The sequence below is a fragment of the Pseudomonas synxantha genome, assembly GCF_900105675.1.
GTDB classification, from domain to species: domain Bacteria; phylum Pseudomonadota; class Gammaproteobacteria; order Pseudomonadales; family Pseudomonadaceae; genus Aquipseudomonas; species Aquipseudomonas synxantha.
Window position 1 is genome coordinate 5,879,691 of the sequence record NZ_LT629786.1, and the last position, 13,283, is coordinate 5,892,973.

The 13,283-nt window shown below is 61.1% G+C and carries 13 protein-coding genes; 6 read left to right on the top strand and 7 right to left on the bottom strand.

All coding sequences use genetic code 11. From position 1 onward, the window contains the following. Nucleotides 1-2 precede the first annotated feature (2 nt). Entirely contained in the window at nt 3-902 is a 900-nt protein-coding gene (gene xerC, locus BLU48_RS27275; protein WP_057022722.1) for a tyrosine recombinase XerC, read from the top strand. Continuing rightward, entirely contained in the window at nt 899-1,594 is a 696-nt protein-coding gene (locus BLU48_RS27280; RefSeq protein WP_057022721.1) for an HAD family hydrolase, read from the top strand. The genes xerC and BLU48_RS27280 overlap by 4 nt, the downstream gene beginning before the upstream one ends. A gap of 193 nt (nt 1,595-1,787) precedes the next feature. Here BLU48_RS27280 and sutA read toward each other — a convergent pair whose 3' ends face one another. The 4 genes from sutA to glnK all read right to left on the bottom strand — a co-directional run bounded on the left by sutA (nt 1,788) and on the right by glnK (nt 4,568). Further along, complete coding sequence (gene sutA, locus BLU48_RS27285; protein ID WP_043046902.1) at nt 1,788-2,120, bottom strand: transcriptional regulator SutA; 333 nt, start codon at nt 2,118-2,120, stop codon at nt 1,788-1,790. Between the two features lie 102 nt (nt 2,121-2,222). Next, nucleotides 2,223-2,648, bottom strand: coding sequence for a secondary thiamine-phosphate synthase enzyme YjbQ (locus BLU48_RS27290; protein ID WP_057022720.1), 426 nt, complete (start codon nt 2,646-2,648; stop codon nt 2,223-2,225). A 209-nt stretch (nt 2,649-2,857) separates the two neighbouring features. Next, a complete protein-coding gene (locus BLU48_RS27295) occupies nt 2,858-4,195 on the bottom strand; it encodes an ammonium transporter (RefSeq protein WP_043046900.1) in 1,338 nt (445 codons plus the stop codon). 34 nt (nt 4,196-4,229) lie between these two features. Continuing rightward, on the bottom strand, nt 4,230-4,568 hold the full coding sequence (glnK, locus tag BLU48_RS27300; protein WP_002555808.1) for a P-II family nitrogen regulator: 339 nt from the start codon (nt 4,566-4,568) through the stop codon (nt 4,230-4,232). Between the two features lie 423 nt (nt 4,569-4,991). Between glnK and BLU48_RS27305 the strand changes: the two genes are divergently transcribed. Together BLU48_RS27305 and BLU48_RS27310 are read left to right on the top strand one after the other, a co-directional pair. Then, on the top strand, nt 4,992-5,255 hold the full coding sequence (locus BLU48_RS27305) for an accessory factor UbiK family protein (RefSeq protein WP_046070065.1): 264 nt from the start codon (nt 4,992-4,994) through the stop codon (nt 5,253-5,255). A gap of 217 nt (nt 5,256-5,472) precedes the next feature. Then, nucleotides 5,473-6,969, top strand: a complete 1,497-nt coding sequence (locus tag BLU48_RS27310) for a YifB family Mg chelatase-like AAA ATPase (RefSeq protein WP_057022719.1) — start codon at nt 5,473-5,475, stop codon at nt 6,967-6,969. A gap of 6 nt (nt 6,970-6,975) precedes the next feature. Here the strand turns inward: BLU48_RS27310 and BLU48_RS27315 are convergent, their stop codons facing one another. Further along, nucleotides 6,976-7,551: a TetR/AcrR family transcriptional regulator gene (locus BLU48_RS27315; RefSeq protein ID WP_057022718.1), complete on the bottom strand. Its 576-nt coding sequence runs from the start codon at nt 7,549-7,551 to the stop codon at nt 6,976-6,978. A 114-nt stretch (nt 7,552-7,665) separates the two neighbouring features. Between BLU48_RS27315 and BLU48_RS27320 the strand changes: the two genes are divergently transcribed. Further along, entirely contained in the window at nt 7,666-8,580 is a 915-nt protein-coding gene (locus BLU48_RS27320; RefSeq protein ID WP_057022717.1) for an ABC transporter six-transmembrane domain-containing protein, read from the top strand. Nucleotides 8,581-8,583: 3 nt separating this feature from the next. On the opposite strand, the gene BLU48_RS27325 is transcribed toward BLU48_RS27320, so the two are convergent. Next, the gene (locus BLU48_RS27325; protein WP_057022716.1) at nt 8,584-10,560 is read right to left on the bottom strand and encodes a methyl-accepting chemotaxis protein; all 1,977 of its coding nucleotides are present in this window, start codon (nt 10,558-10,560) and stop codon (nt 8,584-8,586) included. Nucleotides 10,561-10,736: 176 nt separating this feature from the next. Further along, nucleotides 10,737-11,657, bottom strand: a complete 921-nt coding sequence (locus tag BLU48_RS27330; protein ID WP_057022715.1) for a LysR substrate-binding domain-containing protein — start codon at nt 11,655-11,657, stop codon at nt 10,737-10,739. A 151-nt stretch (nt 11,658-11,808) separates the two neighbouring features. On the opposite strand from BLU48_RS27330, the gene BLU48_RS27335 reads away from it, so the two are divergent. Then, on the top strand, nt 11,809-13,212 hold the full coding sequence (locus tag BLU48_RS27335; protein ID WP_043046893.1) for a NorM family multidrug efflux MATE transporter: 1,404 nt from the start codon (nt 11,809-11,811) through the stop codon (nt 13,210-13,212). Nucleotides 13,213-13,283 lie beyond the last annotated feature (71 nt).

The window sequence follows — 13,283 nt, forward strand, 5'->3', positions numbered from 1 at the left end:
CCATGGAGCGGCAACTGGACGCCTACTGCGCTCATCTGCGCAACGAGCGCCAGGTGTCGCCCCACACCCTCGAAGCCTATCGTCGGGACTTGAACAAGGTCCTGGCCTATTGCGAAAAACAGCACGTCAGCAGCTGGAAGGCCCTGGATATCCAGGCCCTGCGCAGTCTGATCGCACGGCTGCACCAGCAAGGCCAGTCCTCGCGCAGCTTGTCTCGCTTGCTGTCGGCGGTGCGTGGCCTTTACCACTACCTCAATCGCGAAGGCTTGTGCGACCACGACCCGGCCAATGGCCTGTCCCCGCCCAAAGGCGAACGACGCCTGCCCAAGACGCTGGATACCGACCGCGCCCTGCAGTTGCTCGATGGCGCCGTGGAAGATGACTTCCTGGCCCATCGCGACCAGGCGATCCTTGAACTGTTCTATTCCTCGGGCTTGCGCCTGTCGGAGCTGACCGGCCTTAACCTCGATCAACTGGACCTCGCAGATGGCCTGGTGCAAGTCCTCGGCAAAGGCAGCAAAACCCGCGTGCTGCCGGTCGGCAGGAAGGCCCGGGAAGCTCTCGAGCTATGGCTGCCGCTGCGCCTGTTGACCAATCCTGTGGACGATGCGGTGTTTGTCAGCCAGCAGGGCCGGCGCCTGGGACCACGGGCGATTCAGCTGCGGGTCAAGGCCGCCGGTGCGCGGGAACTCGGACAGAACCTGCATCCACATATGCTGCGCCACTCCTTCGCCAGCCATCTGCTGGAGTCCTCCCAGGATCTGCGCGCCGTGCAGGAACTGCTCGGCCACGCCGATATCAAGACCACGCAGATCTACACCCATCTCGACTTCCAGCACCTGGCAACGGTGTACGACAGCGCCCATCCACGGGCCAAACGCATCAAGGGCGGCGACTTATGAGTATCAAGCTGATCACCTTCGACCTGGACGACACCCTCTGGGACAACGTACCCGTCATCATCAGCGCCGAAGCGTCAATGCGCGAATGGCTGGCGGTCAACGCCTCCAAGGTCGGGGACTTGCCCCTGGAGCATTTCGCCAGCCTGCGCCAGCAAGTACTGCAGCGCCATCCTGAACTCAAACACCGCATCAGCCTGTTGCGACATCGTGTTTTGGTGCATGCGTTCGAGGAAGCCGGTTATCCCCAACCAGAAGCTGCGCAGATGGCGGATGTCTGCTTTGAAGCGTTTATCCATGCACGCCACCAGCTCACCGTTTTCCCGGAAGCCGAGCCGATGCTCAAAGCGCTGCGCCAGCACTTTTTGCTGGGAGTGATCACCAATGGCAACGCGGATGTGCAGCGCGTGGGCCTGGCGGACTACTTTCACTTTGCCTTGCGCGCCGAAGATATCGGCATCGCCAAGCCGGATGCTCGCTTGTTTGAAGAGGCGTTGCAGCGGGGCGGCGTGGATGCCAGTGCGGCAGTGCATGTGGGCGATCACCCTGGAGATGACATCGCCGGCGCACAGCAGGCCGGGTTACGGGCGGTGTGGTTTAACCCGGCGGGCAAGACTTGGGAGGGTGACAAGCGCCCGGATGCGCAGATTCACAGCCTGACGGAGTTGCCGGAGTTGCTGCAGAGCTGGCAGTAACACCGCAGATCAAAATGTGGGAGGGGGCTTGCTCCCGATAGCAGTGGTTCAGCCAGCACATGTGGCAACTGATACACCGCGATCGGGAGCAAGCCCCCTCCCACATTTAGAACACCACAAGGCTTGAACAAGTCATAAGGCGTGAAAAAGCCCGCAGCGACGGCGGGCTTTTTCGGCAAGCAGGAGGCAGACCTCAGATGGGTCGGCTGCCGTACTTGTTGTCCGGCTTCTTCGGTGGATCAGCCACCACGTTGGGCTCGACTTCGACCACTTTGCCGCCTTTAGCGAGGAATTCTTCCATCGCACGGGCCAGGGCATCGCGCTCTTTGTTCTTGGCTTCAACGCTCGGCAGCTCGTCTACCGAGACCGCAGCCTTGGCTTTGCCTTTGGCTTTGGGGCTCGCCTCATCGACACTGCTCTCATCGACATCGTCAGCAACGTCTTCCGCTGCTACTTCAAGACCTTCTTCGGTTTCATCTTCATCACCTACTTCGAGGTCGTCTTGTTCCAGATCATCGTCGCTCATGTTCTACCTCATGACTTGCGAAAAGCAGATTAGTTATAGCCCAGCTTCACCCTCTGTCGAGGTCGCCGGAAAAAAATCAACATCCACCGGATAACCAGTGGCTTATGCCTCTTCACCCTGCAAGGTGGCGAGGACTTTACGAGCACCGCCATGATCACGGTGCTCGCCCAGATAAACACCTTGCCAGGTCCCTATCGCCAAGCGGCCGGCCTTGACCGGCAAACTCAGCTGGCAGCCCAGCAGACTGGCCTTGAAGTGCGCCGGCAGATCATCCGGACCTTCGTCGTTGTGTTCAAACCCTGCGCCACCTTGTGGCACCAGCAGGTTGAAAAACCGCTCGAAGTCACGGCGAACCGCCGGGTCGGCATTCTCGTTAACAGTCAACGAGGCCGAGGTGTGCTGCAGCCACAGATGCAACAGGCCCACACGACACGCCTTTAATTCAGGCAAGCCGGCAAGCAACTCGTCCGTTACTAGATGAAAGCCCCGGGGCTTGGCCCGCAGGGTAATCAGGGTCTGTTGCCACATACAGTTCTCCGCCCATCGGCGCGCATTCTAGCGCGCTCTGGGAAAAAACAAAGTGCCGAATACGCCTTCATAGCTGTAAGACATTTGCACCCTTGAAAGTGCCGCGTGGATCCCATCACAAAGTCGACAAAAAACCCACGCACCTTTAGCCACAGACAAACGCCAGGCAAAAAAATGCCCGGCAAGCCGGGCATCTTTTTTTCATGTGCTTACAAGTTGTAGCCGCGCTCGTTGTGTTGCGCCAGGTCGAGGCCTACCGCCTCTTCCTCTTCGGTGACACGCAGCCCCATGACCATGTCCAGTACCTTTAGGATGACGAAGGTCACGATCGCCGTGTAGATCACAGTGAAGCCGACGCCTTTGCACTGGATCCAGACTTGGGCAGCAATGTCGGTCACGGTGCCGAAGCCGCCCAGGGCCGGGGCTGCAAACACACCGGTGAGGATCGCACCGACGATACCGCCGATACCGTGTACGCCAAAGGCGTCCAGGGAGTCGTCATAGCCAAGCTTGCGCTTGAGGCTGGTAGCGCAGAAGAAGCACACCACGCCGGCGACCAGGCCGATCACCAGGGCGCCCATCGGCCCCACGGTGCCAGCGGCTGGTGTGACAGCGACCAGGCCGGCCACCACGCCCGAGGCGATCCCCAGTGCGCTCGGTTTACCGTGGGTGATCCACTCGGCAAACATCCAGCCCAGTGCCGCAGCGGCGGTGGCGATCTGGGTAACCAGCATCGCCATGCCCGCAGTGCCGTTGGCCGCCGCAGCGGAACCGGCGTTGAAGCCGAACCAACCGATCCAGAGCATGGCCGCGCCCACCAGGGTATAGCCCAGGTTGTGTGGGGCCATTGGCGTGGTCGGGAAGCCTTTGCGCTTGCCGAGCACGATGCACGCCACCAAGCCGGCCACACCGGCGTTGATATGTACGACGGTGCCGCCGGCGAAGTCCAGCACACCCCAATCCCACATCAGGCCACCGTTGCCGCTCCAGACCATGTGCGCGATCGGCGCATAGACCAGGGTGAACCAGATCGCCATGAAGATCAGCATCGCGGAGAACTTCATACGCTCGGCGAAAGCACCGACGATCAGCGCTGGGGTGATGATGGCGAAGGTCATCTGGAAGGTGATGAACACCGCTTCCGGAAACAGCGCCGCAGGCCCGGTAATGCTGGCCGGGGTGACACCCGCCAGGAACGCCTTGCCCATGCCGCCGAAGAAGGAATTGAAATTGACCACGCCCTGTTCCATACCGGTGGTATCGAACGCGATGCTGTAGCCGTAGACGACCCACAGGATGCTGATCAGGCCAGTGATGGCAAAGCACTGCATCATCACCGACAGGATATTCTTGGAGCGGACCATGCCGCCGTAAAACAGCGCCAGGCCAGGGATAGTCATGAACAGCACCAGTGCCGTGGCGGTCAGCATCCAGGCAGTGTCGCCGGAGTTGAGGACTGGAGCAGCCACTTCATCTGCCGCCATGGCCAGGCCTGGCATTACGATGGACAGCAGGGCTCCGAGCCCTGCGAATTTACGCAGAGTCATATTGTTTTCTCCTGGGGCGTTGGGGTTTGGCGGCTTAGATTGCGTCGGTATCGGTTTCGCCGGTACGGATGCGAATAGCCTGTTCCAGATTGACCACGAAGATCTTGCCGTCACCGATCTTGCCGGTGTTGGCCGCCTTGGTTATCGCCTCGATAACCCGATCAAGATCCTTGTCGTCAATGGCGACATCGATCTTCACCTTCGGCAGGAAATCGACCACGTATTCCGCGCCGCGATACAGCTCGGTATGACCCTTCTGCCGACCGAAGCCCTTGACCTCAGTAACGGTAATGCCCTGCACGCCGATCTCGGACAGCGACTCGCGTACATCGTCCAACTTGAACGGCTTGATGATGGCAGTGACTAGCTTCATGAAAACTCTCTCCCGAATTGGTGGACTTGCCCCAGGAAAACAAACCCGTCTCAAGTCTAAGCGCAGCGCCTGGCTTTGTAACGCATCGTCGCCTCGGCATATGCCGTCACGACGCCAGCGAACCACTGGTGACGAAACCTTTACCCCCTGATCCCTCGGCGCACTGCATTCGTCACAGCGACTGCGTCAGTGCATGGGTCATGATCGTCTAAGCAGAAACCTTGCCAGCTCCGTAAAAACCACTGAAAACAGTCCTTTGCCCACTTGTGCCCACCCTCGGGGCGTTTGCGCGGCGGCAATGCGCATCAAAACAGTGCGCGACTGCCCGCCCCACTGCGCGAAAAGCGTGCGCAGCGGGGACGTGAAAAGACTATAGACGCTGCGTGATACACTGCCGGCCAACTGTTTTCCGGAATACTTCCCATGCTCGCGCCCAAAGACTTTCTCGACGCCCTGAGCGGCCACGCCTCTCGCCTGTTCAGCGGCGACACCCCGCTGCCCCGTAACGAAATCGAAAGCCAGTTCAAGGCCCTGCTGCAAAGTGGCTTCAGCAAGCTCGACCTGGTCAGCCGCGAAGAATTCGATAGCCAGATGGTGGTGCTCGCCCGCACGCGTGCGCGATTGGAGAGCCTGGAGGCGAAAGTGGCGGAACTGGAAGCGCGGCTGACACCAACGTCGACTGAATAAACGCAGTACATGTGGGAGGGGGCTTGCCTTCAATAGCAGTGTGTCAGTCACCATTAATATTGGCTGATGCATCGCCATCGGGGGCAAGCCCCCTCCCACATTTGTTTTGCATCGCACTATAGATACGTTCTGTAAAACCTCCCCCGCCTCGCTCTTCCACACCTCGTCTACCCTTGAAGAACCCGCAGGAAGCGGCCCTCCCTTTCAAGGAACGAGCATGTCCCTCGCCATCGTCCACAGTCGCGCCCAGGTCGGCGTCGAAGCTCCTGCCGTCACCGTCGAGGTGCATATGGCTAATGGCCTGCCATCACTGACACTGGTGGGTTTGCCGGAGACGGCGGTGAAAGAGAGCAAAGACCGCGTGCGCAGTGCCATTTTAAATTCGGCGCTGCAATACCCAGCACGTCGCATCACCCTCAACCTCGCGCCCGCCGACCTGCCCAAGGACGGCGGGCGTTTTGATTTGGCGATTGCGCTGGGGATCCTCGCGGCCAGCGTGCAGGTGCCGGCGTTGATGCTCGATGAGGTGGAGTGCCTGGGGGAGCTGGCGCTTTCCGGCGAGGTGCGGGCGGTGAAAGGCGTGCTGCCGGCAGCACTAGCAGCGCGCAAGGCTGGGCGCACCGTGATAGTGCCCCGAGCCAATGCCGAGGAAGCGTGCCTGGCGTCTGGATTGAAAGTGATTGCCGTGGATCATTTGCTGCAGGTGGTGGCGCACCTGAATGGACACGTGCCGATTGAACCGTACACATCCGACGGCCTGCTGTATTTGAACAAACCCTACCCGGACCTGAGTGAGGTACAGGGCCAATTGGCGGCCAAGCGTGCGCTGCTGATCGCGGCGGCCGGTGCGCATAACCTGTTGTTCAGTGGCCCCCCGGGCACCGGTAAGACCCTGCTCGCCAGCCGGCTGCCGGGCTTGCTGCCACCGTTGAGCGAGCAGGAAGCCCTGGAAGTGGCAGCGATCCAATCCGTGGTCAGCCTCCAGCCCCTGAGTCATTGGCCTAACCGCCCGTTCCGGCAACCGCACCATTCGGCATCCGGGCCGGCGCTGGTGGGTGGCGGCTCGAAGCCGCAACCGGGGGAAATCACCCTGGCCCACCACGGGGTGCTGTTCCTGGATGAACTGCCGGAGTTTGATCGTAAGGTGCTGGAAGTGCTGCGCGAGCCATTGGAGTCGGGGCATATCGTGATCTCTCGAGCCCGTGACCGGGTGAGTTTCCCGGCGCGCTTTCAACTGGTCGCGGCGATGAACCCCTGCCCTTGCGGCTACATGGGTGAGCCCAGTGGGCGTTGCCGGTGCACGCCGGAGCAAATCCAGCGCTATCGCAACAAGCTCTCCGGGCCGTTGCTGGACCGCATTGACTTGCACCTGACGGTGGCCCGGGAGACCACTGCGCTGAACCCCTCCCAACAGATCGGTGAAACCACCGCTCAGGCATCCGCCCAGGTAGCGCAAGCCCGCGAGCGTCAGCAACAACGCCAGGGCTGTGCCAATGCGTTTCTCGACCTGCCGCGGCTGCGCGAACACTGCCTGCTGGCAAAAGCCGATGAATACTGGCTGGAGGCCGCGTGTGAACGGCTGACTTTATCCCTGCGCGCCGCACACCGGCTGCTCAAGGTAGCGCGCACGCTAGCGGACCTTGAGCATGTAGACAGCATCGCTCGCCATCATTTGGCAGAAGCCTTGCAGTACCGGCCGGCCGCAATTGGCTAGCAGCGGTCAGGAAAATCCCAGCAACAGCCTCGCCACTTCCAGCACCTCATCCAATGCCGCCTCTGCCGACTCGGTGGAAGGCTTGAGCATCAGGTCATCGGCATAGCCCATTGCCAGGGCAAAAATCTGCCGGGCTGCGCGTTGGGGCGAATCACAGTGAAACACACCGACGGCAACGCCGCGCTCGATCACCTCGGCAAGCATGCCTTGCCATTGGGCGTTGATCACCAGGTAAGCCTGGGCCATTTGCGCGTCGTGCATGGCCTCGTCCCAGGCGTCGAGCCAGAGCGCCCAACCTGCATCGGCAGTGCTGGGCAGGCAGTCGTGCAAGAACCCCACGAGCGCCTGCAGCGGTGGCGCATCGGCCAAGGGCTCGCGCACTTCGTCCAATTGCTCATTGGCAAAGCGCACAAAGGCTTCGCGGCGCAGTTCATCCCAGTCGCTGAAGTAGTGATACACATGACTGCGCGACAGCCCGGCATGTTCGGCCAGGTCACGGGTGGATACATCGGCAAAACCCTTGCTGCGAAACAGCTCCAGGGCGGCAGCGATGATCTGGTCTTTACGGTCGATACGCGGCATTGAGCAATTCCTTCAAGCGTGGACAGATAAGCGGCGCTTGCTTTTTGAGCGATCGCTCAAGGATACTTGAGCAGTCGCTCAATAATAGCGTCTATCACTCCTTTGGTGCACCTCATGACATCCGTCACCCCACACATTCTGATCGAAGAAAGCAAGAAAATCGGTCAACAGTCCGCCAGCCAGACACTCAAGGCAATTGCCAAAGCCTATCCCGGCAAGCTGTCTTGCACCTTGTCGCTGGTGGCGCTTGAGAACGCACTGTTGTTGGCTTACCCGCTGTTTGCCGGGTTCGCGGTGGATTCGATTATCCGCGGCGATACCACCAGTGCATTGCTCTATGCCGCCGTGGTCATGGCGTTCTGGGCCGTGGGGGCGGCGCGACGAGCGCTGGACACGCGCACGTTCACGCGCATTTACGCCCATCTCGCGGTGCCGGTCATCCTCAACCAGCGCCTACAGAACCACAACACCTCGAAATCGGCGGCACGGGTGGTGCTTGCACGGGAGTTTGTCGACTTTTTTGAAAAACACGTGCCAACCATTGCCACGGCGTTGGTATCGATTGTGGGCGCGGCGGTGATGTTGATCGTGATTGAGCCATGGGTAGGCATGGCGTGCCTGGCCGCGCTGCTGCTGTGCATAACCTTGTTGCCACGCTTTGCCCAACGTAATCAGACGCTGCACGAGCGCCTGAATAATCGTCTGGAAAAAGAGATCGGCCTGGTCGAAAAGGTTGGCGCGCCAACCCTGCGACGCCACTACCAGGTGCTGTCACGCCTGCGTATCTGGCTGTCAGACCGCGAGGCCGCGGCGTTCCTGTTTATCGGTGCGATCGCAGCCTTGCTGTTCGTGGTTGCGATCAGCCAGTTGGCCATGACCCCAGCGGTCAAGGCTGGCCATATCTACGCGGTCATGACCTATCTGTGGACGTTCGTCACCAGCCTGGACGAAGCGCCGGGCATGGTCGACCAACTGGCGCGGCTCAAGGACATTGGCAAGCGCGTGGATCCAGGGCTTGGGGAGCCCTGAGCCTCAACGAAACCGGTCGACCTCCTGACGCAAGCTTGCCGCCAAGGTCTCCAGCTCCTTGGCGGTAACCGCCAGGTTCGACACCACTTCGCGCTGCTCGCTGTTGGCCAGTGCAATGCTCTGCAAGTTGCTGCTGAGCAAGGTGGCGGTACTGCTCTGCTCCTGGGTCGCGGTGGTGATCGCAGCGAACTGCTGGCCGGCCGAGCGGCTTTGCTCGTCGATACGCGCCAGGGCCGAGGCCACGGCGGCGTTACGCGACAGGCCTTCCTGCATCAGCACATTGCCGTGTTCCATGGTACTGATGGCATTGCCGGTTTCCTGCTGGATGCTCTGGATCATCGTGGAAATTTCATCGGTAGCCTGACGGGTGCGCGACGCCAGGTTGCGCACCTCGTCGGCGACCACGGCGAAACCCCGACCCTGCTCACCGGCGCGGGCGGCTTCGATGGCGGCGTTGAGCGCCAGCAGATTGGTCTGTTCGGCGATGGCCGTGATTACGCCAACGATCCCGCCGATTTCCTGGGAGCGCTGGCCCAGGGTGTTGATCACCGCAGCGGTGCTGTTCAGGGCGGTGGCGATATGTTCCAGGGACGATGACGCCTCCTGCATCGAATCGCGACCAATGCGGGTCTGCTGGGCATTCTCTTGCGCCAGGCGCTCGGTATTGCCCATGTTGTCGGCGATGTTCAACGAAGTGGCGCTGAATTCTTCCACCGCGCCAGCCATGCTGGTGATTTCGCCGGACTGCTGTTCCATGCCTTCATAGGCACCACCGGACAAACCTGACAGCGCCTGGGCACGACTGTTGACCTGTTCGGCAGCGTTGCGGATATGCGAAACCATGGTCGACAGCGCGTCGCCCATCTGGTTGAAGCTGCGCGCCAACTGGCCGATCTCGTCATGGCTGGACACGTTGAGACGTGCGCTCAAGTCACCCGCGCCCAGGGCTTCTGCCTGGCGTACCAGGTCGCTCAGTGGCGCCAGCTTGCTGCGCAACAGCCACACCGTGGCACCCACTGCCAGCAACATCGCCAGCACACTGCCGATTACCAGGCGGATACCGACTTCCCAAGTCACGGCGCGAATCTCAGCCTTGGGCATGCTCGCGACCACCGCCCATGGGCCGCCTTCGAACGGCACCGAGACGCTGTAGAAGTCCTCGTGCTTGTCGCTCCAGAAGCGGCCAGCTCCCGGTTTCTTCGCCAGGTCGAGCATCACCGCAATGGCCTCATCCGGCGCCTGCACGCCAGCTGGCGCCACCAGCCAATGCTTCTGTTCATCCAGCAGCGCGAGGGAGCCCGTCTGGCCGATACGGAAGCGCTTGAGATTTTCAAACTGGGCGTTCTGGGCGTCGGTGTAATCGAAACCGATGAACAACACGGCGATGACCTTGCCGCTGCTGTCACGCACCGGGCTGTATTGGGTCATGTAGGAACGGTCGAACAACACCGCACGACCGATATAGGTCTGCCCCTCGGCAACGCGCTGGTAAGCCGCGCCCTGACGGTCCAGCACTGTGCCGATGGCGCGGTTGCCATCCTGCTTGGTCAGCGAGGTGCTGACGCGAATAAAGTCGTCGCCGCTGCGCACGAACACCGTGGCCACGCCGCCAGACATCTGCTTGAACTCATCCACCTCTTCGAAATTGTTGTTCAGCACCTCGTCTCCCAGGTAAAGGCTCGGGGTCTGCACGCCGGCCACCGCCACCGGTTGGTCAGCACGCACACTCAAGCCGGCGACGAAGCGCTTTTCAAACAGCCCGCTCAAACGCTGGGTACTTTCGCGCAAGGTGCTGTGGAAGGTATTGAGTTGGTCGGCAAGCAAACGCGCCTCGCTGGCCAGGTGTTCCTCACGGGTGTCGAGGTTGGCTGAGTCGAGGGAGCGCAGAGCGAAGACGGTACTGCCGCTGATAACGATAGCCAGAATCACGGCAAGTGCGAGACCTAACTGGGAGGCAATCCGGGCACGAGGTTGAGACATGGGAGCTCCTGGCCGAGGCCAGGATCATCCTGATCTCATAGCGATGCTCGGCAAATTATCTAGTGGGAAGCGTTGGTGCACGATAGTTCCAACATTCCTTCTTCGGCGGCATTTGCCAATACTTGAGCGAATCACAGGGGTATCGCGCAAACGATTGCACCATAGGCCTGCCACGCTCAATCGAGGTGCTCGACCCGGGGCAACTCCATCGCCTTGACTTCACCTTGAAGAAACTCCGCCAGCCTGCGCAAACGCTCGCCACCGGGACGAGTTTTCGGCCACACCAGGTAATAATTTTCCCCACTCGCCACTGCCGTTGGCCACGGCAGGCTGAGTCGCCCTTGCGCCACATCCTCAGCCACCATCAGCAGATCACCCATGGAAACGCCATAGCCTCGTGCCGCAGCGATCATGCCCAGTTCTAAGGTATCGAACACCTGCCCGCCCTTGAGGGATACCTGGGACGACAACCCCATGCGTCCCAGCCAGTTGCGCCAGTCGCGACGGTCGGGGGTGGGGTGCAGCAACTCGGCACTCGCCAGTCGGGCTGCGTCCCAGGGGCCATCGTCCAGCAGGTTCGGCGCGCCCACGGGAATCAGTAATTCCGGGAACAGATAGCTGGCTTCCCAGTCCGCCGGAAAGTGCCCGTAGCTCAGCAACACCGCACAGTCGAAGGGCTCCTGGTTGAAGTCCACCTCGTCTACGCTCATCCACGCGCTGGTCAGTTGCACCTCATTGCCCGGCTGCAATGCACGGAAGCGACTCAACCGCGCCAGCAGCCAGCGCATGGTCAATGTGGACGGCGCTTTCATGCGCAGGATGTCATCTTCGGCGTTCAGGGTATGACAGGCGCGCTCCAGCGCGGCGAACCCTTCGCGCACCCCGGGCAACAACAGACGTGCGGCTTCGGTGAGCTGCAGGTTGCGGCCGCTGCGCTGGAACAGGCGGCAAGCGAAATGCTCTTCAAGGGTGCGAATATGGCGGCTGATCGCACTCTGGGTAATGGACAATTCCTGCGCCGCACGGGTGAAGGAGTTGTGTCGCGAAGCGGCTTCAAATGCACGCAGGGCATACAGTGGAGGAAGACGACGAGACATTGGGAAAGCTCCGACGGCGCAATATCGGCACCCTACCAGAATCAATCCAGCATGAGTTTTAATCATGCGAATGATCGCATTTATCCTTTTGTGCAGTGGACGCAAAGCGCCGAGAATCAACCCTCTCCCAACACTCTGACTATTGAGCGTGATGATCATGCAACATCCGGCACGTACCGAGCTCTGGGCCATTCTGCGGCTGTCGGGGCCGTTGATTGCATCACAGCTGGCGCACATGCTGATGGTGTTGACCGACACCCTGATGATGGCGCGCCTGAGCCCCGAAGCCCTGGCCGGTGGTGGCCTGGGCGCGGCGAGCTATTCGTTCGTGGCGATCTTCTGCATCGGCGTGATTGCCGCCGTAGGCACCCTGGTCGCCATTCGCCATGGCGCGGGCGATATCGACGGCGCCACCCGCCTGACCCAGGCCGGGCTGTGGCTGGCATGGTTGATGGCTCTGGCGGCGGCATTGCTGCTGTGGAACTTGAAACCGGTGCTGCTGATGTTCGGCCAGACCGAAACCAACGTGCACGCGGCCGGGCAATTCCTGACGATCCTGCCCTTCGCCCTGCCCGGCTACCTGAGCTTCATGGCACTGCGCGGCTTCACCAGCGCCATCGGCAAAGCCACGCCGGTAATGGTGATCAGCCTGTGCGGTACGGTAGTCAATTACCTGCTCAACCACGCGTTGATCGAAGGCATGTTCGGCCTGCCGAAGCTGGGCCTGATGGGTATTGGCCTGGTGACCGCCATCGTTGCCAATGGCATGGCGCTGGCCCTGATGTGGTACATCCGCAGCAACCGCGCCTACGCGGCCTACCCGCTGAGCACCGGCCTGCTGCGCCTGAATACCCAATACCTGCGCGAGCTGTGGCGCCTGGGCCTGCCGATTGGCGGCACCTATGCGGTGGAGGTCGGGCTGTTCGCCTTTGCTGCGCTGTGCATGGGCACCATGGGCAGTACGCAGTTGGCGGCGCATCAGATCGCCCTGCAGATTGTCTCGGTAGCGTTCATGGTGCCGGCGGGAATGTCCTACGCAGTGACCATGCGCATCGGCCAGCATTACGGCGCCGGCCAGTTGCTGCAGGCACGCATGGCCGGCCGGGTCGGCATCGGCTTTGGCGCCATGGTGATGTTGGGGTTTGCCGTTGTGCTGTGGCTGTTTTCCGACCCGCTGATCGGGTTGTTCCTCGATCATGACGACCCGGCGTTCCATGACGTCATCGTCCTGGCCGTCAGCCTGTTGGCCGTCGCCGCCTGGTTCGAATTGTTCGACGGCGTGCAGACCATCGCCATGGGCTGCATCCGTGGCTTGAAGGACGCCAAGACCACCTTCCTGGTGGGGCTGGGCTGTTACTGGCTGATCGGTGCACCTTCGGCCTGGCTGATGGCGTTCACGTTAGGCTGGGGGCCAACCGGCGTGTGGTGGGGCCTGGCGCTGGGCCTGGCGTGTGCGGCAGTGAGCCTGACATGGGCGTTCGAGGCGAAGATGAAGCGGATGATTCGGCAGGAGCCTGAAATGCAGCCTGCCTTTCAGGCCGCACAAACAGAATAAAGCCCTGCTCGGTCAGAACTGTGGGAGGGGGCTTGCTCCCGATTGCTGAGTGTCAGTCACTGCATTTGCTG